Genomic DNA, 22639 nt, shown 5'->3' with positions numbered 1-22639 from the left:
TGGCTCGTGCGAGCCCCCCGTCCCGCCGGGCGGGACGAGCGCGTCACTGCCGGATCGACCAGCCCCGCTCCCGCAGCGCGGCGCTCAGGCCGGGGGCCGAGGCCGGCTCCACCATGAGCTGGACCAGGCCCGCCTGCTGCCCGGTCGCGTGCTCGATGCGTACGTCCTCGACGTTGACGCCGGCCCGGCCCGCGTCCGCGAAGAGCCGCGCGAGGCCGCCCGGCTCGTCGCTGAGCAGCACGGCCACGATCTCGTACGTGGCGGGGGCGGCGCCGTGCTTGCCCGGCACCCGCAGCCGGCCCGCGTTGCCGCGGCGCAGCACGTCCTCGATGCCCTCGGCGCCGTCGCGGCGCTTGTCCTGGTCGGCGGAGTCCAGCGAGCGCAGGGCGCGCACCGTCTCGTCCAGGTCGGCGGCGATGCCGGCCAGCACGTCGGCGACCGGGCCCGGGTTGGCGGAGAGGATGTCCACCCACATGCCCGGGTCGGACGCGGCGATGCGGGTGACGTCGCGGATGCCCTGGCCGCATAGCCGTACCGCCGTCTCGTCGGCCTCTTCGAGACGGGCGGCGACCATGGAGGAGACCAGCTGCGGGGTGTGCGAGACGAGCGCGACCGCGCGGTCGTGGGCGTCGGCGTCCATGACGACCGGTACGGCACGGCACAGCGCGACCAGTTCGAGCGCCAGGTTCAGCGCCTCGGTGTCGGTGTCGCGGGTCGGGGTGAGCACCCAGGGCCTGCCCTCGAAGAGGTCGGCGGTGGCGGCGAGCGGGCCCGAGCGCTCCTTGCCGGCCATCGGGTGCGTGCCGATGTAGGAGCCGAGGTCGCAGCCGAGCGCGAGCAGTTCGCGGCGCGGGCCCCCCTTGACGCTGGCCACGTCCATGTACGCGCGCGCCACGCCGTCCCGGATCGCGCCGGCCAGGGTGGCGGCCACGTGGGCGGGCGGCACGGCGACGACGACGAGGTCGACCCGGCCCGCGGGCGCCTCGTCGGTACCGGCGCCGAGCGCTGCGGCGGTGCGGGCCTGGGCGGGGTCGTGGTCGGCCAGGTGCACGGTGACGCCCCGGCTCGCGAGCGCGAGGGCGGCGGAGGTGCCGATCAGGCCGGTACCGATGACGAGCGCGGTTCTCACTGGGCGATGTCCTTGCGGAGGTCGGCTGCGGCGCCGAGGTAGACATGGGCGATCTCGGCGCGGTCGAGGTACGTCTCGGCGTGCGCCAGGATGCGCACGACGCGGGGCATGGCGCCGGCGATGTCCAGCTCCTGCGCGCAGATCAGGGGGACGTCGGCGAGGCCCAGCTGGCGCGCGGCGGCGGCCGGGAAGTCGCTGCGCAGGTCGGGGGTGGCCGTGAACCAGATGCTGATGAGGTCGTCCGGGGTCAGGCCGTTGCGCTCAAGGATCTCGGTGAGCAGCGCGCCGACCCGCTCGCCCATGTGTCCGGCTTCGTCCCGCTCCAGCTGGACGGCCCCGCGGACCGCTCGTACCGCCACGACGCACTCCTCGGATCCCGGCCATCGCCCACTGTTCCACCCCACCCTACGGTCCACCCTGGCCGGCACCAGCCGCGCCAGGGGCGCGAGGTCTCGCCACTGGCCGGCCGCACCCCGCCAGGGGCGCGGGGAACTGCGCGAGGAGCGCCCACGGCCCGCAGCCAGGGTCCCTGGGGCTCCGCCCCAGACCCCGTTCGCGCCTAAAGGGCGCTCGTCCTCAAACGCCGGACGGGCTGAGGTTGCCCATGCAGGCCAGCGCCGAGTAGTCAGGGGCGCGGGGAACTGCGCGCCCAGCCACCCACGACCCGCAGCCGGGGCCCCTGGGGCTCCGCCCCAGGACCCGTCCGGCCTGAACGGCCTCGTCCTCAAACGCCGGACGGGCTGAGGTTGTCCATGCAGGCCAGCGCCAAGTAGTCAGGGGCGCGGGGAACTGCGCGCCCAGCCACCCACGACCCGCAGCCGGGGCCCCTGGGGCTCCGCCCCAGACCCGCCTGAACGGCCTCGTCCTCAAACGCCGGACAGGCTGAGGTTGCCGGTGTGGGCCAGCATGAGGGCCCGCACCGCCCCCGCCAGGGCAGCGCGGGGAACTACGCAACCGGCACAAAGCGCCCCGCACCCGCGCACCCAGGGTCACCCCGAACCCCGCCGTGCCCCGGACGCGTGCAAACGGGCACACCGGCCCCGTCGGTGCTTCGCCCCGGCCCACGCGGCCGCCAGGATGCTCCTGCCGCGTCCTTCCGGCGCCGGCGTGACGACCTGAGGAGCACACGATGGAAACATCCAGCACCCCCACCCGCCGGACGGTTCTCGCGACGGCGGGCGCCGCGGCGGCCCTGGCGGGCTGCTCGAACTCCGGCGACGGCGGCGGCGGAAGGACGACACCCACTCCGAGCGCCCCGGGCACCCCGGCCACCCCGGCCCAGTCCAGCCCGCCCGCGTCGCAGCCCGCCCACGCCCTGGCCAAGACCTCGGACATCCCCGTCGGCGGCGGCAAGATCTTCGCGGACCAGAAGGTCGTCGTCACCCAGCCCCAGGCCGGCACCTTCAAGGGGTTCTCGGCGATCTGCACCCACCAGGGCTGCACGGTCTCCAGCGTGTCCGGCGGCACCATCAACTGCCCCTGCCACGGCAGCAAGTACCACGTCGCGGACGCCTCGGTCGCCCACGGCCCCGCCACGCGTCCGCTGCCCGCGCGCCAGATCACCGTGGACAAGGGTTCGATCCTGCTCCCCTGACCGGCGACCATGGGCGAATGACGCCCGAAGAACTGGTCGCAGACCACACCGTCTACTCCTGTGTCATGGGCTCGCGCGCCTTCGGGCTCGCGACCGAGGACAGCGACACCGACGTACGTGGGATCTACCTCGCGCCGACCCCGCTGTTCTGGCGCTTCGACAAGCCGCCGACGCACGTGGAGGGCCCGGCCGACGAACAGTTCAGCTGGGAGCTGGAGCGGTTCTGCGACCTGGCCCTGCACTCCAACCCGAACGTCCTGGAATGCCTGCACTCGCCGCTGGTCCAGTACGCCGACCAGACCGGGCGGGAACTTCTGGCGCTGCGCGGGGCGTTCCTCTCACGGCGGGCGTACGCGAGCTTCGCGCGCTACGCGCTCGGCCAGCGCAAGAAGCTGGACGCCGATGTGCGCACGCACGGCGCGCCGCGCTGGAAGCACGCGATGCATCTGCTGCGGCTCCTGACGAGCTGCCGCGACCTGCTGCGCACCGGGGAGCTGACGATCGAGGTCGGCGCCGGGCGCGAGCGGCTGCTCGCGGTGAAGCGCGGCGAGGTGTCGTGGCAGGAGGTGGAGTCCTGGATGGTGCGGCTGGCCACCGAATCCGAGGAGGCGGCTCCCGCTTCCCCGCTGCCGGCCGAGCCGGACCGGGCGCGGGTGGCGGACTTCCTGTACCGGGCCCGCCGTGAGTCGGCGCTGAAGGCCTCGGCGTAGGACGCACGCCACGGCGTACGCCATGACGTACGCCGCGGCCGACCGATCACGCGCACACGCAACCGGCGCGCGAGGCCGATCAGCGCTCAGGCGTCCCAGAGCGCCCCCAGGGTCAGCAGTTCACCTCGGTACTCGATGCGTTCGGCCCACTCCTTGGGCCAGGCGGCCGCGCCCAGGTGGGCGCCCGCGAACGCGCCGGTCAGGCAGGCTATGGAGTCCGAGTCGCCCTGGGTGCAGGCGGCCCGGCGCAGGGCGGTGAGGGGTTCGCCGGGGAAGAGCAGGAAGCAGAGCAGGGCCGTGGCGAAGGCCTCCTCGGCCACCCAGCCGTCGCCGGTGGCCAGGCACGGGTCGGTCTCGGGCGAGGGGTCGCGCAGCGCCTTGAGCACCCGGTCGAGGGCGTCGAGGCAGTCGTCCCAGCCGCGCGCGATGAAGTGGCCCGGGTCCCGGTCCTGCGCGTGGGTCCACAGGTCACCGAGCCAGCGCTCGTGGTAGCGGGTGCGGTTGTCCAGCGCGTACGAGCGGAGCCGGCCGACCAGGCCCGCCGGGTCGGCGCCCTGGGCGAGCAGGTACACGGCGCGCGCGGTGAGGTCGCAGGCGGCGAGCGCGGTGGGGTGGCCGTGGGTCAGCGCGGACTGCAACTGGGCGGCGCCCGCGCGCTGTTCCTCGCTCAGGCCCGGCACGAGCCCGAGTGGCGCGACCCGCATGTTGGCGCCGCACCCCTTGGAGTCGATCTGGCTGGCCTGCCGCCAGGGCATGGCGCTGTCGAGCCGCGCGCACGCCACCAGGCAGGTGCGGCCGGGCGCGCGGTTGTTCTCGGGCGAGTGGTACCAGTCGACGAACTCCGCACGGACCGGCCCTTCAAGGCCCGCCGGGCCGAGCAGCCCCCGGTCCATGGCGGTGCGGATGCCACGGCCGAGCGCGAGCGTCATCTGGGTGTCGTCGGTGACGATCGCGGGCCTCGGCAGCGCCATCTCGCGCCACGGCCCGCACTTCGCGAGGATCGCGGGTACGTCGTTGAATTCGGTCGGGAAGCCGAGGGCGTCCCCCAGGGCGAGGCCGATCAGGGCTCCGGTGGCGGTCTGTTTCGCGGCACGGTTCATGACTGTCGTCCCTCCGGGCGCAGCAGGGGCGGGTGCAGCGCGGTCGCGGGGCCCGCCCGGTGGAGGGCGGCCGGTTTGCCCCGGCCGCCGGTCAGCCGCGAGGCCCCTGCCACCCGCTCGACGAAGCCGGGCGTGGCGAGCACTTTGCGGCGGAAGTTGGGGCGGTCGAGCGCGGTGCCCCAGACCGTCTCGTAGACCTGCTGGAGCTCGCCGAGGGTGAACTCGGGCGGGCAGAAGGAGGTGGCGAGGCAGGTGTATTCGAGCTTGGCGCCGACGCGGACGCGTGCGTCGGCGAGGATGGTGGCGTGGTCGAAGGCGAGCCGGCCCTCGCTGCCGCAGGCGACCCATTCGGCGTGCGCCGCGTCGCCGCCGCCGTGCGGTTCGGGCAGGTCGGGCACGAGCGCGGTGTACGCCACCGAGACGACCCGCATCCGGGGGTCGCGGTCGGGGTCGCTGTAGGTGCGCAGCTGCTCCAGGTGGAGGGTGGCCACCACGTCGTCCGCCAGTCCGGTCTCCTCGGCCAGTTCGCGCCGGGCGGCCGCCTCGGCGGACTCGCGCGGCAGCACGAACCCGCCGGGCAGGGCCCAGGCCCCCGCGTACGGTTCCTGGCCGCGCCGGATGAGCAGGGCGTGCAGGGCGCCGTCGCGCACCGTGAAGACGGCGAGGTCCACGGTGACGGCGAACGGCTCGAAGGCGTACGGGTCGTACCCCTCGGGCGCCCTGCCCGGCGGCCGCGCGGCCGCGCTCCCGCGCTCCGGGTCCCGGGGCCCGGCCGCGCTCACCGTCGCTCCGGCAGCGGGTCGGCGAGGCCCCAGCCCCGGCCGAGCAGCGCGTCCACGGCGGCGACGGCGGTGGCGAGGCGCTGCTCGTGCGGGCCGCGCACCTCGATGAACTCACGCCCGGTGCGGGTGAGTTCGGACCGGAACCGGTCGGTCATCCAGGGCCGCAGCTCCTCCCCGTCGCGCAGCCCGTCGTCCTCGAAGGGCACGCCTTCGTGGTCGGTGAGCAGCCACAGGTGGTGGGGCGCGGCCCGTTCGGCGACGGCCTCGACCCGTGGGTCGCGGCCGCCCATGTAGCGCTCGTGCCAGATGGTGGTGGCGAAGGAGTCGGTGTCGCAGAACAGCACGGGCGAGCCGAGCCGGGCCGCCGCGTTCTCGTGCTCGTTCTGCCGTTCGGCGATCACCGGGAATTCGTCCGAGCCGAACTCGACGTCCTCCCATGCCGCTTCGGGGAAGCGGGCGCGCAGCGCGGCCAGCTTGCCCTCGCTGTACGCGCGCCCGTACTCCTCGACCCACCGGGTGCGCGCCCACACCCCGCCGCGCGCGCGGTAGTGCTCGGCGAGGGCGCGGGCCAGGGTGGTGGTGCCGGTGGACTCGGCGCCGAGCACGACCACGCGCCGGGTGAGCCAGGCGCGTACGGGCTCTTCGAGGAAGCCCCAACTGCCCACCGGGTCCTTGCGGACGGCGGCGCCGGAGACGGGGAACGCGGTGCGGTCGAGGTCCACCAGGACGTGTGCGGCGCCGAAGCGGCGGGCGAGTTCGTCGCCGTACGTCTCGGAGGTGAACACCGCGTCGACGCCTTCGGGGACGGCGGCGCGGAAGACGGCCATGTGGGCGTCCCATATCGCCGGGTCGTTCAGGTCCATCTCGGTGTCGTCGACGGCGCCGACGACCCGGGCGTCCGGGTGGACCTCGCGCATCCACTGCACCCGCGTCTCCAGCGGGACCGTCTCCACGGACGCGGCGCACACCAGCACGGTGAGCCGTTCACAGTGCTGGGCAGCGGTGCGCACCAGGTGGTGGTGGCCGGTGTGCGGCGGATAGAACTTGCCGAGGACCAGGCCGTGTTGGTACCTCTTCACGCCGCCACCTCCACGGCGCGGGCCGGGCGGGCGCCGAGCTCACGCCGCCAGCCCCGCAGGCCGAACAGGCACAGGGCGAGGAAGCCGGCGTACAGCAGCGAGGTCAGATACAGCTCCTTGTAGGCGTAGAGCGGGATGTAGACCACGTCGGCCGCGATCCACAGCCACCAGGACTCGACGAGCTTCTTGCACTGGCCGTACGTCGCCGCCAGGGACAGGGCGGTGGTGAGCGCGTCCCAGAACGGGACGGTCGAGTCGGTGGCCGCGCCGAGCAGGAACGTCAGCGCGACGGTCCCCACCGCCCCCGCCGCGAGCAGCCACAGCCACTCGGCGCGGGTCGTGCGCCCGACCGCAAGCGGGCCGGAACCTGGTCCACCCCCGTGGGCCCAGGTCCACCAGCCGTACCCGGCGAGGGCGATGAAGACGACTTGGAGTCCGGCGTCCGCGTACAGGCCGGCCTGGAGGAACAGCACGATGAAGAACACGTTGTTGGCAAGCCCGACCGGCCAGTTGGCGATGTGCTGCCGAGCCACCAGCCACACACAGAGCGCACCACTGGCAAAGCCGAGGATTTCCGTCCAGTCGAGACTCACGCCGATCTCCTTAATGGTCAGCATGACTATAAAACCCGGAGCTGATCCGCACAAGCTCCTGAGGAGCGACTACCGTGCGCGGGTGACTGGACCTTTCGCACTGCGCCCCATGCTGTTCCTCGACATCGACGGGCCGCTCATTCCATTCGGGCCGCCTCCCGCGGAATACCCCGAGGGACATCCCACCTACGGGGCCGTCCTTCGAGCCGACGGGCACCGCAAACCCCCTGGTGGCGAGGATCGACCCCCGGCATGGGCCGCGACTTGCGGCGCTGGCGTGCGAGCTGGTCTGGGCCACGACATGGATGGCCGACGCGAACGCGATCGTCGCGCCCCGGCTCGGCCTGCCGGAGCTGCCGGTGATGGACTGGCCGGAGACCACCGACGGCGGCACGTGGGACCGGGTGCACTGGAAGACCCGGGGCCTCGTCGGCCGGGCGGCCCTTCGTCTGGGTCGACGACGAGATCACGGACGCCGACCGCGCCTGGGTGTCCGCACACCATCCCGGACAGGCCCTCCTCCACCGGGTTGACCCACGCCGGGGGCTGACCGACCAGGATTACGCCCAGATGCGCGCCTGGCTCAGGCCGGAGCCCGGGGCGGCCCCGGCGCGGTGAGGACAGTGGCTGCTTTGGACGTCGGAAGGCCGGCGCCCCGTTGGGGTGCCGGCCTTCGTCAGTCAAACGTTGGAGCGGGCGTCTTTAGAGGTCGACCTCGCGCATCAGCATGCCCACTTCGGTGTTGGTCAGGCGGCGCAGCCAGCCGGATTTCTGGTCGCCGAGTCCGATCGGGCCGAACGCGACGCGGACCAGCTTCTCGACCGGGAAGCCGGCCTCGGCCATCATGCGGCGCACGATGTGCTTGCGGCCCTCGTGCAGCTCGATCTCGACGAGGTAGTTCTTGCCGGTCTGCTGCACCACCCGGAAGGCGTCGGCGCGCGCGTAGCCGTCCTCCAGCTGGATGCCCTCCTTGAGCCGCTTGCCGATCTCGCGCGGCAGCGGGCCCGTGATGGCGGCCAGGTAGGTCTTCTTCACGCCGTACTTGGGGTGGGTCAGACGGTGGGCCAGCTCGCCGTGGTTGGTGAGCAGGATGATGCCCTCGGTCTCGGTGTCGAGCCGGCCGACGTGGAAGAGCCGGGTCTCGCGGTTGGTGACGTAGTCACCGAGGCACTGGCGGCCGTCGGGGTCCTCCATGGTGGAGACGACGCCGGCCGGCTTGTTCAGGGCGAAGAACAGGTACGACTGGGTGGCGACGGTCAGGCCGTCCACCTTGATCTCGTCCTTGTCGGGGTCCACGCGCTTGCCCTGTTCGAGCACGATCTCGCCGTTGACCTCGACGCGGGACTGCTCGATCAGCTCCTCGCAGGCGCGCCGCGAGCCCATGCCGGCCCGGGCCAGCACCTTTTGCAGGCGCTCGCCCTCCTGCTCGGCGCCGGGGAAGGTCTTGGGGGTCTTCACGTCCGGCTTGTCCGCGTACCGGTCGCGGTTGCGCTGCTCGATCTTGGCGTCGAGCTCGCGGGGGCGGGCCTGGCCCAGGCGCTGGCCGTGCGGGCCCCGGCGCACCGGGGTACCGCCCTGGGGCGCCTTGGGGCCGCCCTTGGCGCCGCCGCGCGCGGAGGCACCACGACCGCCCCGGGGCGCGCCCGACCTGTCATCGAAGCCCGTGTCGTAGGTGCGCTCCTCGGGGCGCGGGGGGCGCTGCTTGCCGCTGCCGCTCTGGCGCGGGCCGCCGCTCTTGCCCTGGCCGTCGCGGCCACCGGCGGGCCGGCCGCCGCGCTGGTCGTCGCGCCCGCCTCCGGCGCCCCGGCCGGCACCCCGGCCGCCGGCACCGCCACTGCTGCCGCGGCCGCCGCTGTTGCCACCACGGCTCCCGCCGTTGTTTCCGCTGCTGTTCCTGCCGCTGCTGCTTCGCATCACATTTCCGTCTTGTCGTCTGCGGGGGTCTCCGGCGCGTCGGGCGCGTCCGGGTCGAACGACGGCACACCCTCCAGCGTCTCGGCCTCGATCGCGTCCGCCTCGGGGAGGAAGGGCGCGAGCTCCGGGAGCTCGTCCAGGCCGCGCAGGCCCATCCGCTCCAGAAAGTAGTTCGTCGTCCTGTACAGGATCGCACCTGTTTCGGGTTCCGTGCCCGCCTCGTCGACCAGACCCCGCTGGAGCAGGGTCCGCATGACCCCGTCGCAGTTCACTCCGCGCACCGCCGAGACCCGCGAGCGGCTGACCGGCTGGCGGTAGGCGACGACCGCCAGCGTCTCCAGGGCCGCCTGGGTGAGGCGGGCGTGCTGGCCGTCGAGGACGAAGCCCTCGACGGCGTCGGCGTAGGCGGCGCGGCTGTAGAACCGCCAGCCGCCCGCCACGAGCCTGAGCTCGAAGCCCCGGCCCTGGGCGGTGTACTCGTCGGCCAGCTCCCGCAGCGCGTCCCCCACGGCCCGCCGGGGCCGGTCGAGCACCTTGGCGAGGTGTTCCTCGGTGGCGGGCTGGTCGACGACCATGAGGACGGCCTCCAGGGCCGGCTTCAGCGCCAGTTCCACACGCAGGCCTTCGCTCACGCCTCCGTCCACGCCCTCGCTCACGCCTTCTCCTCCGTCACCACATGGTCGAACTCGTCGGTCACCCAGGGCTCCCCGCCGCCCTCGTCACGCTCGCCGCCGCTCCAGCGCACCATCAGCTCCCCCAGCGCCTCGTCCTGGTCGAGGACGACGGCCTTCTCCCGGTACAGCTCAAGCAGGGCAAGGAAGCGGGCGACGACGGTGAGGGTGTCCGGGGCGTCCTCGGCGAGCACCTGGAAGGTGGCCTCCCCCGCCGCCCGCAGCCTGGCCACCACGATCGCGGCCTGCTCCCGCACCGAGACGAGCGGGGCGTGGATGTGGTCCACGTACACCTGCGGCTTCGCCCTGGGCTGCATGGCCTTGACGGCGAGCTTCGCGAACCCCTCGGCGCCGATGCTGATGACGACGTCCGGCAGCAGCTCCGCGAGGTGTGCCTCCAGGCCGACGGTCCGCGGATACCGGCGCGCCTCGGTGTCCAGGCGCTCGCTGAAGATGTCCGCGATCCGTTTGTACGCCCGGTACTGGAGCAGCCGCGCGAACAGCAGGTCACGGGCCTCCAGGAGCGCGAGGTCGGCCTCGTCCTCCACCTCGGCCACGGGCAGCAGCCGGGCCGCCTTGAGGTCGAGCAGGGTGGCGGCCACGACCAGGAACTCGGTCGTCTGGTCCAGGTCCCAGTCCGGGCCCATGGCCCTGATGTGCGCCATGAACTCGTCGGTGACCTGGGACAGGGCGACCTCGGTGACGTCCAGCTTGTGCTTGGAGATCAACTGGAGGAGGAGGTCGAAGGGCCCCTCGAAGTTGTCGAGCCGGACGGTGAACCGGCCGTCGGCGGCGTCGGTGCCGCCGGGCGCGCCGGTGGCGAGGGTGCCGTCGGTGGCGCCGGTGCCGGTGCCGTCGGCGCCGTCCGAAGGGGGGGCCGGGACGGCAGATGCCTCCCCCGCCCCCCGCCCCAGCGCACGCCGCGCCGCGTGCGCAACGGGAACGTCGGGCTCGTCAGCAGTCGGCAAGGGTGGTCCAGGGGAGGCAAGGGCGGGCGGGCGGGGCGAAGAGGCTCCGCCGCAGGCTAACGGCTACCGCCCCCGAAGACGCCGTACGAGGATGCTCGCGTCGCCGCGCGACTCCAGGTCGGCCAGGACGACGGCGACCGCCTCCCGCACGATCCGGCCGCGGTCGACCGCGAGGCCGTGCTCACCGCGCAGGACCAGGCGCGCGTGCTCCAGGTCCATCAGCTCCTCGGCGGAGACGTACACGGTGATCTTCTCGTCGTGCCGCTCGCGCCCGCTGGGCCGCCGGTTGGCCGCCCGCTGCCTGCGCCGCTGCTGGGCCGTGCCCGAGCCGGAGCCGCCCTGCGCGGGCGCCCGCCGGGCCTTGGCGGCCTCCGCGTCGGCGGCGCCCCTGCTGCGGGGTTCGCCCGAGCCGGAGTCCTCCTGCGCGGCGGTGTGCTCCGCCTCCGGGGCGGGCTCTGCGGCGACGGGCTCGCTCTCACCCGCGGGGGCCGGCACGCGCGCCTCGCCGCCCGCCCCCCGCCTCGGCGCGGACGGCGAGAGCGCCATCCCCCCGGTCGTACGGAACAGCTCGTCGGCCCCGGGCAGACTCACTCGGCGTGACACCGGGCGAGCACCTCCCTGGCGAGCTGACGGTAGGCGGCCGCGCCGACGGAGTTGGAGGCGTACGTCGTGATCGGCTCACCGGCGACCGTGGTCTCGGGGAAGCGCACGGTCCGGCCGATGACCGTGTGGTAGACGTGGTCGTCGAAGGCCTCGACCACGCGGGCCAGGACCTCACGGCTGTGCACCGTGCGGGAGTCGTACATCGTGGCGAGGATGCCGTCCAGCTCCAGGTCCGGGTTGAGACGTTCCTGCACCTTCTCGATCGTCTCGGTGAGCAGCGCCACACCGCGCAGCGCGAAGAACTCGCACTCCAGCGGCACGATCACCTTGTGAGCCGCCGTCAGGGCGTTGACGGTCAGCAGGCCGAGCGAGGGCTGACAGTCGATCACGATGTAGTCGTAGTCCTGCATCAGCGGCTTGAGCGCCCGCTGGAGCGTGGACTCGCGCGCGACCTCGCTCACCAACTGCACCTCGGCGGCGGACAGGTCGATGTTGCTCGGCAGCAGGTCCATGTTGGGGACCGCGGTCTTGAGCAGCACCTCGTCGGCCGACATGCCCCGCTCCATGAGCAGGTTGTAGACGGTGAGGTCGAGTTCCATGGGGTTGACGCCGAGGCCGACCGACAGGGCTCCCTGCGGGTCGAAGTCGACGAGCAGCACGCGCCGTCCGTACTCCGCGAGCGCGGCGCCCAGGTTGATGGTCGACGTGGTCTTGCCCACGCCGCCCTTCTGGTTGCACATCGCGATGATCTTCGCGGGACCGTGGTCGGTCAGCGGGCCCGGGATCGGGAAGTACGGCAGCGGCCGTCCCGTCGGGCCGATCCGCTCGCGGCGCTGGCGGGCCGCGTCGGGTGCGAGGGTGGCCGCGTACTCGGGATCGGGCTCGTACTCGGCGTCGGGGTCGTAGAAGTGCCCCTGGGGCACCTCGTCAAAGTCGGCGAGCGCGGCGGTGTCCCGGCCGCTCTCGTTGCCGGCCGTGGCGTTCACGTGTAGGCCGTCCATCATCCGTGGGGCTGTCGTCATGTGCTGGGTGGGGACCATCCCCGCGTGCGCGGGGAGCGGGGTGGTTTCGAAGGTGCGGACCGCGACGGAGCCGACAGCCTCGGGCCCCGAAGGGCTCTGTCCCCGTACGGACATCCCCGCAGGGATTCCTGGCTGACCACCCCCGGGAGTAAATGTCGACTCATTCACAAGTCGTCTTACCTCCTTGGACGTGACCAGGAAACTTTATCGATAGGTCAGCGTGGCACCATGCCGACGGTTGGCGACTCTATGGCGTGTCACCGGTCCGCAGCAACACAATCCGCCGGACCCGGCCCGATGTGTCGGCAACGGAACACCGCTCTGTCAAGGGCGTACGGGCACCGGAGGCCACGTTTCACCAGCGCGCGAAACGGTTAAAGGGTTACGTTCGAGGCGAGTTGAACCGGGTGTTCACCAGCGGGCGGAAGTGTCGCGACACACATCCGGCCGGACCTTGTCGACAAGGTCCGGCCGGATGTGTGAGGTTGACGGCTCGCGTTGACGAACCGGTGTCCCGCTAGCCGAGCAGCGTGCTCAGCTCCACGTGCGGCAGCCCGTGGGCCTCGGCGACGGAGCCGTAAACGACCTGGCCGTCATGGGTGTTGAGGCCCAGCGCCAGCGCGGCGTCGCGGCGCAGCGCCTCGGCCCAGCCGTTGTTGGCGAGCGACACGATGTAGGGCAGCGTGGCGTTGGTCAGCGCGTAGGTGGAGGTGTTCGGCACCGCGCCCGGCATGTTGGCGACGCAGTAGAAGACCGAGTTGTGGATCATGAAGGTCGGCTCGGCGTGCGTGGTCGGACGCGAGTCCTCGAAGCAGCCGCCCTGGTCGATGGCGATGTCGACAAGGACACTTCCGGGCTTCATCTTGGCGACGAGCTCGTTGGTGACCAGCTTGGGGGCCTTGGCGCCGGGGATGAGCACCGCGCCGATGACGAGGTCGGCCTCGACGACGGCCTTCTCCAGCTCGTAGGCGTTGGAGACGATCGTCTGCACCTTGGTGCCGAAGACCTTGTCGGCCTCACGGAGCTTGTTGATGTCCTTGTCGAGCAGGGTCACGTGGAAGCCCATGCCGACGGCGATCTGCGTGGCGTTCCAGCCGGAGACGCCGCCGCCGATGACGACGGCCCTGCCGGCGTGGGTGCCGGGGACGCCGCCGGGCAGCACGCCGCGGCCGCCGGCCGAGCGCATCAGGTGGTAGGCGCCGACCTGGGGGGCGAGGCGGCCCGCGACCTCGGACATCGGGGCGAGTAGCGGCAGCTGCCGGCCGGCCGTCTCGACGGTCTCGTACGCGATCGCCGTGGTGCCGGACTCCAGGAGGGCGTCCGTGCACTCGCGGGAGGCGGCGAGGTGCAGGTAGGTGAAGAGCGTCTGGTCCTTGCGCAGGCGGTGGTACTCCTCCGCGATGGGCTCCTTGACCTTGAGCAGCAGGTCAGCGGTGGCCCAGACCTCGTCGGCGGTGGGAAGGATCTCCGCACCGGCGCCCACGTACTCGGCGTCCGCGATCGAGGAGCCGACACCGGCGTTCTGCTCGACGAAGACCTGGTGGCCGTTGCGTACGAGCTCGTGCACGCCGGCGGGGGTGATGGCCACCCGGAACTCGTTGTTCTTGACCTCGCGGGGGATACCGACCTTCACGTCGATCACGGTCCTTGGCTCAGGGAAAAGGGGGGCAATGCCATACATACCCGGACGCACGACGGCACACCGGGAGGCACCGCAGTAAGTTGCGGCAGAGCCAGTCTAATGAAGGTTTTCTCGCTGTCTACCCTTACAAAGCTCTAATCTTTGGCTGAAGCGCTACGGATTTCGCAGGTCCCTTGGGGCTGCTGCCTCATCTTCCAGAAGTCGATCGGCCGTCACGCGGTGCAACCGGGCCGCCGTAGGGTCGCCGAGCCGGTCCAGGGTGTCGGCGAGCCGGAGCTGGAGCGCGGCCTGCAACCGCAGATCACCGGCCTTGCGCGCCTGTTCCACCGCCTCCCGGCAGGTGCGCAGCGACTCCTCGGGGCGTCCGGCGTACTCCTGGACCCGGGCCGCCTCGCTCAACGCCCTTGCCTGGCTGGGGAGATCGCCGAGCCGTCGGTATCCGGCCACCGCCGCGCGCCAGCAGCGCAGCGCCTCGCCGTAGCGGCCCGCGTAGGTGTACACGGTGGCGAGCCGCCCGTACAGCCGGGCCTCGTCCGCGCGCTCACCGCGCGCGAGCCGCTGCGACAGGGCCCGCCCGTACCAGTCCGACGCCCGCTGCCAGTCCCCCAGCTCCTGGTGGGCGCCGCCTACGGATTCCATCGCGCGGCCCGTGGCGTACGGGTCGTTCGCCGCGCGTCCGGCGTCAAGGGCGAGCCGGTAGCGGGCCAGCGCCTCGGTGGTGCGCCCGGTCCCCGCGTCCAGATCGCCCAGGTTCAGCAGGGCCGCCGCCTTCTCGCGGTGCAGTTCGCGCCGCTCGGCCACGTCCAGGACGAGCTGGTGCAGGCCGTACAGGTCGGGGGCGGCCGCCTCGGTGCCCCGGTGGGCGGCGAGCGCCCGCACCAGGGCGGCGACCAGGCGCCGGGCCAGGGTGTCGAGTTCGCCGTCCCGCACGGCGAGCTCGGCGGCGGCCAGCAGCGCGGGCCTTCGGCCGCTGAGCCAGGCCTCGGCCGCGGCCCGGCTCGGAAAGCGCAGCGCGCGCGGCAGCCCGGCCAGGCGCTTGCGGACGGCCGAGCCCTCCGGCTCGGTGACGGCGCGGCAGGACTGGAGCAGCCGCACGGTGCGCTCCAGCATGCGGGCGCGTGCCAGCTGCACCTCGCCGGGCCGGTCGACGCTCTCGCACAGCGCGCGCAGCAGCGGGGCGAGGGCGCCGGGCACCCGGAACTGTTCGGGCACGTCGGGGTCGCGGCGCAGCAGTCCGTACGCCACGAAGTCGCCGAGCGCCGTCTGGGCGCCCGAGACCGAGCAGCCGGCCAGCGCCGACGCGGTGTGCGCGTCGGCGATCCCGGCGGGGGCGAGAGAGAGCAGTCGCAGTATCCGCGCGGACGGCTGGGACAGGCACTCGTACACGAGCCGGAAGGACGTGGCCAACGGCCGTGCGGAGCTGGGCAGTTCGGCCACGTCGTCGGCGAGGGCGCGCAGCTGTTTGGCCACGTCCGACACCGCCGCCTTGGGGCGGGCGGCGAGCCAGCCGCCGACCAGGACGAGCGCGGCGGGCTGGCCGGCGCACGCCTCGACCAGGGATTCGGCGGCGCGCGGGTCGACCGTGACGCGCACCGATCCGGTGAAGCCCTCAAGGAGTTCGACGGCCGCTTTGGTGTCGAGGCCGCCCAGGGTGCAGGGGCGCACGTCCGGGATGCCGGTGAGCGGGCCCTTCGCGGTCGCCACGACCAGGCTCCGCGAGGTGTCGGGCAGCAGCGGGCCGACCTGCTCGGCGTCGGCCGCGTCGTCCAGCAGCACGATGGCCCGGCGGCTCGCGAGGGCGCCGCGCACCAGCTCGGTCAGCTCGTCCTGGCCCGCCCCTGGCGGCGCCGGCACCTCCAGGGCGTCCAGCAGGTCGCGGGCGACCCGGTCGGCCGGGACCCGGGCCCCGCCCGGTTCGGTGAGCGCGGCGCGCAGCACCCCGTCGGGGTAGTCGCCGGCCACCTGGCGGGCCAGCTCCGCGGCGAGCGCGGTGCGTCCCGACCCCGGCCGTCCCGCGATCAGCAGGACCCGGGCCCGGGGCGACTTCTTTCCTGACAGGGTGTCAAGTCCGGCGCGCTCGATGTCGGCCCTGAGTTCCTTCAACTCCCGGTGCCTGCCCAGGAATTGTCCCGCGCACTGCCCGGCGGCAGCGCCACCCACGTCCACCGCCTGATCCGTCACGGGCCACGCTCCGTCCGCCTGCGCACCTGGAGACCGTGCGGGTCTCCGCACGGGCAGTCCGAGCGTAGTTCACGCTTCGTGACCGTTCGGGGGGAGCGCGGCGGGGATGTCGCCCGATCGGATCAGCAGATTTTCAGATCGCGAGCGCCGGGCGGGCCGCGCGCCCGCTCACGCCTCGAAGGGCCGGGCCGGCCAGGGCGCCCCGGCCGGCCGCAGCGTCTCGACGCCGTCGCCCCGCAGCGCCGCCGAGAGCGCGAGCACGCCGACCACCAGGCAGTTGTTGTGCAGCTCCCCCGCGAGCACCTTGCGCACCAGCTCATCGAGCGGCACCCGGGCCAGCTCCATGTCGGCCTCCTCCTCGGCGACCTCGAAGCGCTCGCCTTCGGCTTCCGACAGGTCCTGGGCCAGGAAGATCCGTACGGCCTCGTCGGTGCCGCCGGGGCTGGTGAACACATCGCTCAGGACGTGCCAGCGCTCGGCCTTGATGTGCGCCTCCTCGTACAGCTCGCGCTGGGCGGCGTGCAGCGGGTTCTCGCCCGGCACGTCCAGGAGCCCGGCCGGGATCTCCCAGAGCTTGTGGCGCACGGGGTGGCGGTACTGGCGCAGCACCACGACCCGGCCCTCCTCGTCCAGGGCGAGGATCGCCACCGAGCCGGGGTGGGTCTGGTAGTCGCGCTGGTGGACCGAGCCGTCGGGCATCACCACGTCATCGGTGCGCACCCCCGTCTTGTTGCCGGTGAACGGGGTGGCGCTCGCCACGACCTGCCAGTGCTCGGCGGTGTCCTCGATGGCCATGTCGGCGTCCTCCCACAGTGCGCGCGCAACAACAGAGCGAAAAAGCAGAAACCGGGGTACCGGCCCTGGTGAGGGCCGTGTACCCCGGCAACGTTAACGTGCGCGTCCCGGTACGGAACTACGTGGCGGGCACGGGACTACTTGGCGGGCTTGCCCGCCTTGCGCGCTTCCTCCTGCCGCCGCACGGCCGCCTTGACCAGGCCCGCGAAGAGCGGGTGCGGGCGCGTGGGGCGCGAGCGCAGCTCCGGGTGCGCCTGCGTGGCGACCAGGTAGGGGTGGATCTCGCGCGGGTACTCGACGTACTCCACGAGCTTGTTGTCGGGGGAGGTGCCCGAGAAGACGAGGCCCGCCTTCTTCTCCAGCTCCGCGCGGTAGGCGTTGTTCACCTCGTAGCGGTGGCGGTGGCGCTCCTCGACGTAGGGCTGGTCGTCGTAGACCTCGCGGACGATGGAGCCCTCGGCGAGCTTCGCCGGGTACATGCCGAGCCGCATCGTGCCGCCCAGGTCGCCCGCGCCCTCGACGTAGGCCAGCTGCTCCTCCATCGTCGAGATGACGGGGTGGGAGGTGGCGGCGTCGAACTCGGTGGAGTTGGCGTCGGGGATGCCGGCCAGGTTGCGCGCGGCCTCGATGACGATGCACTGAAGACCCAGGCAGATGCCGAGCAGCGGCACCTTGTTCTCACGGGCGTACTGGATCGCGCCGATCTTGCCGTTCACACCGCGGTCGCCGAAGCCGCCGGGGACCAGGATCGCGTCCACGTCGCCGAGGTTCTTCTTCGCGCCGGCCGGAGTCTTGCAGTCGTCGGACGTGACCCACTTGACCTTGACGCGGGCCTTGTTGGCGAAGCCGCCGGCGCGCATGGCCTCGGTGATGGAGAGGTAGGCGTCGGGCAGGTCGATGTACTTGCCGACCAGCGCGACGGTCACCTCGTGCAGCGGGTTGTGGACCCGGTCGAGCAGGTCGTCCCACTGCGTCCAGTCCACGTCGCGGAACGGCAGGTCCAGCTTGCGCACGACGTAGGCGTCCAGGCCCTCGGTGTGCAGCACCTTGGGGATGTCATAGATCGACTTGGCGTCGATGGCGGCGACCACGGCGGCCTCGTCGACGTCGCACATCAGCGAGATCTTGCGCTTGATGGACAGCGGCACCTCGCGGTCGGCGCGCAGCACGATCGCGTCGGGCTGGATGCCGATGTTGCGCAGCGCCGCCACCGAGTGCTGGGTCGGCTTGGTCTTCAGCTCGCCCGAGGGGCCGATGTAGGGCAGCAGCGAGATGTGCACGACGAAGACGTTGTCGCGGCCGACCTCGTGGCGGACCTGGCGCACGGTCTCCAGGAACGGCAGCGACTCGATGTCGCCGACCGTGCCGCCGACCTCGGTGATGACGACGTCGACGTCGTCGGTGGCCATGCGGCGGATGCGGTGCTTGATCTCGTTGGTGATGTGCGGGATGACCTGCACGGTGTCGCCCAGGTACTCGCCGCGCCGCTCCTTGGCGATGACCTGCGAGTAGACCTGGCCGGTCGTCACGTTGGCGGACCCGTCGAGGTCCACGTCGAGGAAGCGCTCGTAGTGGCCGATGTCCAGGTCGGTCTCGGCGCCGTCGTTGGTGACGAACACCTCACCGTGCTGGAAGGGGTTCATCGTGCCGGGGTCGACGTTGAGGTACGGGTCGAGCTTCTGCATCGTGACCCGAAGGCCTCGCGCCTTGAGGAGCGCACCCAGGCTGGAGGCAGTCAGACCCTTGCCGAGGGAAGAGGCGACACCCCCGGTGACGAAGATGTGCTTGGTCGTCGAGGATGCCAAGGATCGAGTCTGCATGGCCAAGAGGGGGCTCCCGTGGTCGCGGTCTGGAGTGCGTACCGGTCATCCTGTGGGGATCTTGTGCGAGATTTCGCGGGAGACCGCGAGATTCCCAAGGGTGCCGTCGCTGCGGTTCGGGGCTTTTTTCAGCACCCGGCCACGGGCTACCAGGGTATCAGCGCCAGCGGGAGAGCGCGTCCGGCCACGCTCTGTATGCCGCACGTCAGCCCTGAGTACGAGCCTCACTCGTTCGGCCCAAGGGCGTTCGATGGAGGCTCCAGCGGATCTTCGAGGTGCGTCGTATCCTGCTCGGACACTCGCTCGGCGAGCCGCCGCCTGGTAGCACGGCACCACCCAGCCCGTCATCCGGAACACGCGCTCGTCGGCGAACCCTTGACCGCTGTCGCTGTAAGCGCCCCGAGGGGCGACGTGGCCGTTCGACTGGAGATTGCACGTGGCCGGGCGCATCGAGGATTACGCACTCATCGGAGACATGCAGACCGCCGCACTGGTCTGCCGGGACGGCACGGCGGACTGGCTCTGTCTGCCCCGTTTCGACTCCCACGCCGTCTTCGCCGGACTCCTCGGCACCGAGGAACACGGCTTCTGGCGGGTCGGCCCCGCGCACGGCGCCGCCGACCGTCCCCCGGCGGCCGACCGCCGCCGCTACCGGGGCGACTCGCTCATCCTGGAATCGGAGTGGGACACCCCGCGCGGCACCGTCCGCGTGACCGACTTCATGCCGCCGCGTGACGGCGCCCCGCAGCTGATCCGCATCGTGGAAGGCGTCAGCGGCCGCGTCCAGATGCGCTCCACGCTGCGCATGCGGTTCAGTTACGGGCGGATCACCCCCTGGGTGCACAAGGCCGACGACACCCGCACGGTGGCCGTCGCCGGCCCCGACTCGGTCTGGCTGGACACCGAGGCGGAGACGTACGGCAAGGACCTCACCACGTACTCCGACTTCACCGTCTCGCCCGGCGAGCGGGTCGCCTTCACCATCAGCTGGCAGCCCTCGCACCGCGAGCCGCCCGCGCTGCCCGAGCCCGAGGCGTCCCTGGAGGCCACCGAGGACTTCTGGCGCGAGTGGGTGGAGCACTGCACCTACCACGGGCCCTACCGCGAAGCCGTGGTCCGCTCCCTGATCACCCTCAAGGCGCTCACGTACGCCCCCACCGGCGGCATCGTGGCCGCGCCCACCACCTCGCTGCCCGAGCACGTCGGCGGCGAACGCAACTGGGACTACCGGTACACCTGGCTGCGCGACGCGGCGATCACCCTGTCGTCGCTGCTGCGCACCGGCTACCGCGAGGAGGCCCGCGCCTGGCGCGAGTGGCTGCTGCGGGCGGTCGCGGGCGACCCCGAGAACTTGCAGATCATGTACGGGATCGCGGGCGAGCGCGAGCTGGGCGAGACCGAGCTCGACTGGCTGCCTGGCTATGAGAACTCCACCCCGGTGCGGGCCGGCAACGGCGCCGCCCACCAGCTCCAGCTCGACGTGTACGGCGAGGTCACCGAGGCGCTGCACCTGGCGCACATGACGGGTCTGGCCCGCAACGACTACGCCTCGCTCCTCCAGCTCAAGCTGATCCGCTACCTGGAGACCCACTGGGACCAGCCCGACGAGGGCATCTGGGAGGTGCGCGGCCCGCGCCGCCACTTCGTGCACTCCAAGGTGATGGCCTGGGTCGCCGTCGACCGCACCATCAAGCTCATCGAGTCCGGCGACGCCGACGGCCCGCTGGAGAAGTGGCGCCGGCTGCGCGACGACATCCACCGCGACGTCTGCGAGAAGGGGTACGACAAGGAGCGCAACACCTTCACGCAGTCCTACGGCTCCCAGGAGCTGGACGCCTCGCTGCTGCTCATCCCGCAGATGGGCTTCCTGCCGCCGGACGACAAGCGCGTGATCGGCACCATCGAGGCGATCCAGCGCGAGCTGTCCACCCGGGACGGGTTCATCCTGCGCTACCCGACGACGGGCGGCGGCGAGGACAACCTGGACGGCCTGGAGGGCGAGGAGGGCGCGTTCTTGGCCTGCTCGTTCTGGATGGCGGACGACCTCGCGATGATCGGCCGGGTGGACGAGGCCCGCAAGCTCTTCGAGAAGCTGCTCGCCCTGCGCAACGACCTGGGTCTGCTCGCCGAGGAGTGGGATCCCCACCTTCAGCGCCAGGTCGGCAACTTCCCGCAGGCCTTCAGCCACGTTCCGCTCATCGACACGGCGCTGCGGCTGACCGCCTCGGGCGCGTACGGCGGCTGACGGCGACCCGCCCGGGCGGCCCGCGCCCCGCGTGACGTACGCCACAAGGGGCGGGCCCCGGACATGACCGCCGGTAGCGTCCGGCGCACGCGGTGGCGTCCGGGGCCGGCCCGGGCCGCGTACGAGGAGAGGCTGGGTCGCCGTGGACACGCAGGGCGGGATCACCGTGCAGCGGGCGCTCGAGCTGCCGGGGCTGCGCGGCGGCCTGCCCGAGGTCGTCGCGGGCGCCGACCGGCTCCAGCGCACCGTGCGCTGGGTGCACGCGGGTGAGGTGCCCAACATCGCCTCGCTGCTCAAGGGCGGCGAGCTGCTGCTCACCACCGGCCTCGGCCTCGGCGCCCGCCCCGCCGAGCAGCGTGCCTTCGTGCGGCGCCTAGCGGACCGGGGCATCGCCGCCCTCGTCGTCGAACTCGGCCCGCGCTTCGCCCGGCTGCCCGCCACCCTCGTGGAGACCGCGCGCGCGGCCGGGCTCCCGCTGGTCCAGCTGCACCGCGAGGTGCCGTTCGTCGCGGTGACCGAGGAGATCCACACCGAGATCGTCAACGGCCACTACGCCCTGCTGCAACGCGCCGAAGAAGTCCACCGGCGCTGCACGGGCGCGCTGCTGGGCGGCGGCGGAATCCCCCAAGTCCTCGGCATCCTGGCCGACTTCACCGCCAACCCGGTCTTCCTCGAAACCCCCGACGGGCAGCTCCTGTACGCCGCGGGGTGCGAGGCGGGCGAGGCGGCCGCCGATCCGCTCCAAGTGTGGGAGGGGCTGCGCGGGCGGCGCGAGACCCGGGCGGAGGGGCCGCCGGTGGGCGCGGTCCTGGTGGACGTGCCGGGCGGCGGCCAGGGCGCCGGCGCGGTGCGGGCCCGGCTCGCGCTCCTCGCGGTCGGCCCGCCGCTGCTCCCGGTGCACCGCATGGCCGCCGAACGGGCGGCGGGCATCCTCGCGGTCGTGCTCATGCAGGCCCGTCAGGAGGAGGAGCTGGCCGCGCGCGGCCGGGGCGACTTCCTGACCGACCTCGCCGAGGGCCGCGTCACCCCCGACGACGCGCCCGGCCAGGCCAAGGTCCTCGGCTTCAAGCCCGGCGAGGGCCCGCTGCTGCCGGTGGTGATGCGGCTGGCCTCCGAGCTCTCCCCCACCGGCAACTGGGCCGTGCTCGCGCGGGCCGTGCTCGAAGAGCTGTCCTCGGTGGGCGTGCCCGTCCTGCTCGGCGTACGTCCCGTCGAGGGCCGGGTGCCGCTGCTGCTCGGCCTGCGCTCGGAGTCGGAGCGCACCGCGGTCGCCGACCGGGTCGCGGCGGCCCTGCGCGCCGGGGTCGAGCGGGCCGGGCTCATGGGCGCGCGGGCGGGGACGCGGCCCGTGGTCGTGGTGGGGGTGGCGGGCAGCTGGGCCGCGGCGGGGGCCGGCCTTCGCCACGCGGCGGAGACGGCGGCCGCGGCCCAGGGGCTGCCCGAGCGGCCCTGGTACGACGCCCGGCGCCTGGACATCGACCTGCTGCTGTGGCGGCTGCGCGAACACCCCGACCTCGCGGCGTTCGTGGAGCGCGCGATCGGCCCGCTCCAGGCCCACGACCGTGCCGCGCGCCCGCCGCTGCTGCCCACCCTGGAGACCTACCTGGCGCACGCGGGCCGCAAGGCGGAGACCGCGCGCGAGCTGCACCTCAACCGGCAGACCCTCTACAACCGCCTCGCCCGCATCGCGGACCTCCTCGGCACCGACCTGGACGACCCGCAGACGGTGCTCGCCCTCTCCCTCGCCCTGCGGGCGCGCCGGCACGCGACCGGCTAGGACGCGCCGGGCCG

At 72.8% G+C, this 22639-nt stretch carries 19 protein-coding genes and 1 pseudogene; 5 read left to right on the top strand and 15 right to left on the bottom strand.

The window, feature by feature from the left end; genetic code table 11:
- Window positions 1-43 precede the first annotated feature (43 nt).
- Both ACFYM2_RS31915 and aroH read right to left on the bottom strand, forming a co-directional pair.
- Window positions 44-1129, bottom strand: coding sequence for a prephenate dehydrogenase (locus tag ACFYM2_RS31915; protein ID WP_359001426.1), 1086 nt, complete (start codon window positions 1127-1129; stop codon window positions 44-46).
- On the bottom strand, window positions 1126-1488 hold the full coding sequence (gene aroH / locus ACFYM2_RS31910) for a chorismate mutase (RefSeq protein WP_388458833.1): 363 nt from the start codon (window positions 1486-1488) through the stop codon (window positions 1126-1128). Before aroH ends, ACFYM2_RS31915 begins: the two co-directional genes overlap by 4 nt.
- 770 nt (window positions 1489-2258) lie before the next feature.
- Here aroH and ACFYM2_RS31905 point away from each other — a divergent pair.
- Window positions 2259-2723, top strand: a complete 465-nt coding sequence (locus tag ACFYM2_RS31905; protein ID WP_388841022.1) for a Rieske (2Fe-2S) protein — start codon at window positions 2259-2261, stop codon at window positions 2721-2723.
- A 17-nt stretch (window positions 2724-2740) separates the two neighbouring features.
- Entirely contained in the window at window positions 2741-3433 is a 693-nt protein-coding gene (locus tag ACFYM2_RS31900) for a DNA polymerase beta superfamily protein (RefSeq protein ID WP_388841019.1), read from the top strand.
- Window positions 3434-3519: 86 nt separating this feature from the next.
- Here ACFYM2_RS31900 and ACFYM2_RS31895 read toward each other — a convergent pair whose 3' ends face one another.
- The 4 genes from ACFYM2_RS31895 to pnuC all read right to left on the bottom strand — a co-directional run bounded on the left by ACFYM2_RS31895 (window position 3520) and on the right by pnuC (window position 7011).
- Window positions 3520-4533 (bottom strand): ADP-ribosylglycohydrolase family protein, encoded by a 1014-nt coding sequence (locus ACFYM2_RS31895; RefSeq protein ID WP_359001436.1) that lies wholly within the window; start codon window positions 4531-4533, stop codon window positions 3520-3522.
- The gene (locus tag ACFYM2_RS31890; protein ID WP_359001479.1) at window positions 4530-5204 is read right to left on the bottom strand and encodes an NUDIX domain-containing protein; all 675 of its coding nucleotides are present in this window, start codon (window positions 5202-5204) and stop codon (window positions 4530-4532) included. Before ACFYM2_RS31890 ends, ACFYM2_RS31895 begins: the two co-directional genes overlap by 4 nt.
- A 107-nt stretch (window positions 5205-5311) precedes the next feature.
- On the bottom strand, window positions 5312-6394 hold the full coding sequence (locus tag ACFYM2_RS31885) for an AAA family ATPase (protein ID WP_388841016.1): 1083 nt from the start codon (window positions 6392-6394) through the stop codon (window positions 5312-5314).
- Window positions 6391-7011, bottom strand: coding sequence for a nicotinamide riboside transporter PnuC (gene pnuC / locus ACFYM2_RS31880; RefSeq protein ID WP_388462383.1), 621 nt, complete (start codon window positions 7009-7011; stop codon window positions 6391-6393). Before pnuC ends, ACFYM2_RS31885 begins: the two co-directional genes overlap by 4 nt.
- Window positions 7012-7096: 85 nt before the next feature.
- On the opposite strand from pnuC, the pseudogene ACFYM2_RS31875 reads away from it, so the two are divergent.
- Window positions 7097-7605: pseudogene (locus ACFYM2_RS31875) on the top strand (HAD domain-containing protein).
- 84 nt (window positions 7606-7689) lie between these two features.
- Here ACFYM2_RS31875 and ACFYM2_RS31870 read toward each other — a convergent pair.
- From ACFYM2_RS31870 to ACFYM2_RS31830, 9 genes are all read right to left on the bottom strand, one after another.
- Entirely contained in the window at window positions 7690-8901 is a 1212-nt protein-coding gene (locus ACFYM2_RS31870; RefSeq protein WP_359001442.1) for a pseudouridine synthase, read from the bottom strand.
- Window positions 8901-9476 carry an SMC-Scp complex subunit ScpB gene (scpB, locus tag ACFYM2_RS31865; protein WP_388462399.1) on the bottom strand — a complete coding sequence of 192 codons (576 nt, stop codon included), beginning with the start codon at window positions 9474-9476 and terminating at the stop codon, window positions 8901-8903. The genes ACFYM2_RS31870 and scpB overlap by 1 nt, the downstream gene beginning before the upstream one ends.
- A gap of 77 nt (window positions 9477-9553) precedes the next feature.
- Window positions 9554-10540 carry a segregation/condensation protein A gene (locus ACFYM2_RS31860; protein WP_359001448.1) on the bottom strand — a complete coding sequence of 329 codons (987 nt, stop codon included), beginning with the start codon at window positions 10538-10540 and terminating at the stop codon, window positions 9554-9556.
- Between the two features lie 63 nt (window positions 10541-10603).
- Complete coding sequence (locus ACFYM2_RS31855; protein ID WP_359001451.1) at window positions 10604-11143, bottom strand: hypothetical protein; 540 nt, start codon at window positions 11141-11143, stop codon at window positions 10604-10606.
- A complete protein-coding gene (locus tag ACFYM2_RS31850) occupies window positions 11128-12279 on the bottom strand; it encodes a ParA family protein (protein ID WP_350229572.1) in 1152 nt (383 codons plus the stop codon). Before ACFYM2_RS31850 ends, ACFYM2_RS31855 begins: the two co-directional genes overlap by 16 nt.
- A 403-nt stretch (window positions 12280-12682) precedes the next feature.
- Window positions 12683-13798, bottom strand: coding sequence for an alanine dehydrogenase (gene ald, locus ACFYM2_RS31845; RefSeq protein ID WP_359001485.1), 1116 nt, complete (start codon window positions 13796-13798; stop codon window positions 12683-12685).
- 162 nt (window positions 13799-13960) lie between these two features.
- Window positions 13961-15988, bottom strand: a complete 2028-nt coding sequence (locus ACFYM2_RS31840; RefSeq protein ID WP_359001454.1) for a tetratricopeptide repeat protein — start codon at window positions 15986-15988, stop codon at window positions 13961-13963.
- A gap of 168 nt (window positions 15989-16156) precedes the next feature.
- Window positions 16157-16783, bottom strand: a complete 627-nt coding sequence (locus ACFYM2_RS31835) for an NUDIX hydrolase (RefSeq protein ID WP_359001457.1) — start codon at window positions 16781-16783, stop codon at window positions 16157-16159.
- 137 nt (window positions 16784-16920) lie between these two features.
- Window positions 16921-18603: a CTP synthase gene (locus ACFYM2_RS31830; RefSeq protein ID WP_350229575.1), complete on the bottom strand. Its 1683-nt coding sequence runs from the start codon at window positions 18601-18603 to the stop codon at window positions 16921-16923.
- A gap of 436 nt (window positions 18604-19039) precedes the next feature.
- On the opposite strand from ACFYM2_RS31830, the gene ACFYM2_RS31825 reads away from it, so the two are divergent.
- Both ACFYM2_RS31825 and ACFYM2_RS31820 read left to right on the top strand, forming a co-directional pair.
- Window positions 19040-20848, top strand: coding sequence for a glycoside hydrolase family 15 protein (locus ACFYM2_RS31825; protein WP_388462390.1), 1809 nt, complete (start codon window positions 19040-19042; stop codon window positions 20846-20848).
- A gap of 142 nt (window positions 20849-20990) precedes the next feature.
- Window positions 20991-22625, top strand: coding sequence for a PucR family transcriptional regulator (locus ACFYM2_RS31820; RefSeq protein WP_359001463.1), 1635 nt, complete (start codon window positions 20991-20993; stop codon window positions 22623-22625).
- Window positions 22626-22639: the final 14 nt, after the last annotated feature.

This window comes from Streptomyces sp. NPDC006711 (assembly GCF_042869775.1).
Classification (GTDB): domain Bacteria; phylum Actinomycetota; class Actinomycetes; order Streptomycetales; family Streptomycetaceae; genus Streptomyces.
Note: the sequence above shows the minus strand (reverse complement) of the source record. Positions and strands in the feature narration are given on the sequence as shown.

What these genes read in the sequence shown, in the direction of transcription:
- ACFYM2_RS31900 (WP_388841019.1), top strand. Translation starts at nt 2,741, where the DNA reads ATGACGCCCGAAGAACTGGTCGCAGACCACACCGTCTACTCCTGTGTC.
- ACFYM2_RS31905 (WP_388841022.1), top strand. Translation starts at nt 2,259, where the DNA reads ATGGAAACATCCAGCACCCCCACCCGCCGGACGGTTCTCGCGACGGCG.
- scpB (WP_388462399.1), bottom strand. Translation starts at nt 9,476, where the DNA reads ATGGTCGTCGACCAGCCCGCCACCGAGGAACACCTCGCCAAGGTGCTC.
- ACFYM2_RS31835 (WP_359001457.1), bottom strand. Translation starts at nt 16,783, where the DNA reads ATGGCCATCGAGGACACCGCCGAGCACTGGCAGGTCGTGGCGAGCGCC.
- ACFYM2_RS31830 (WP_350229575.1), bottom strand. Translation starts at nt 18,603, where the DNA reads ATGCAGACTCGATCCTTGGCATCCTCGACGACCAAGCACATCTTCGTC.
- ACFYM2_RS31870 (WP_359001442.1), bottom strand. Translation starts at nt 8,901, where the DNA reads ATGCGAAGCAGCAGCGGCAGGAACAGCAGCGGAAACAACGGCGGGAGC.
- ACFYM2_RS31895 (WP_359001436.1), bottom strand. Translation starts at nt 4,533, where the DNA reads ATGAACCGTGCCGCGAAACAGACCGCCACCGGAGCCCTGATCGGCCTC.
- pnuC (WP_388462383.1), bottom strand. Translation starts at nt 7,011, where the DNA reads ATGCTGACCATTAAGGAGATCGGCGTGAGTCTCGACTGGACGGAAATC.
- ACFYM2_RS31850 (WP_350229572.1), bottom strand. Translation starts at nt 12,279, where the DNA reads ATGTCCGTACGGGGACAGAGCCCTTCGGGGCCCGAGGCTGTCGGCTCC.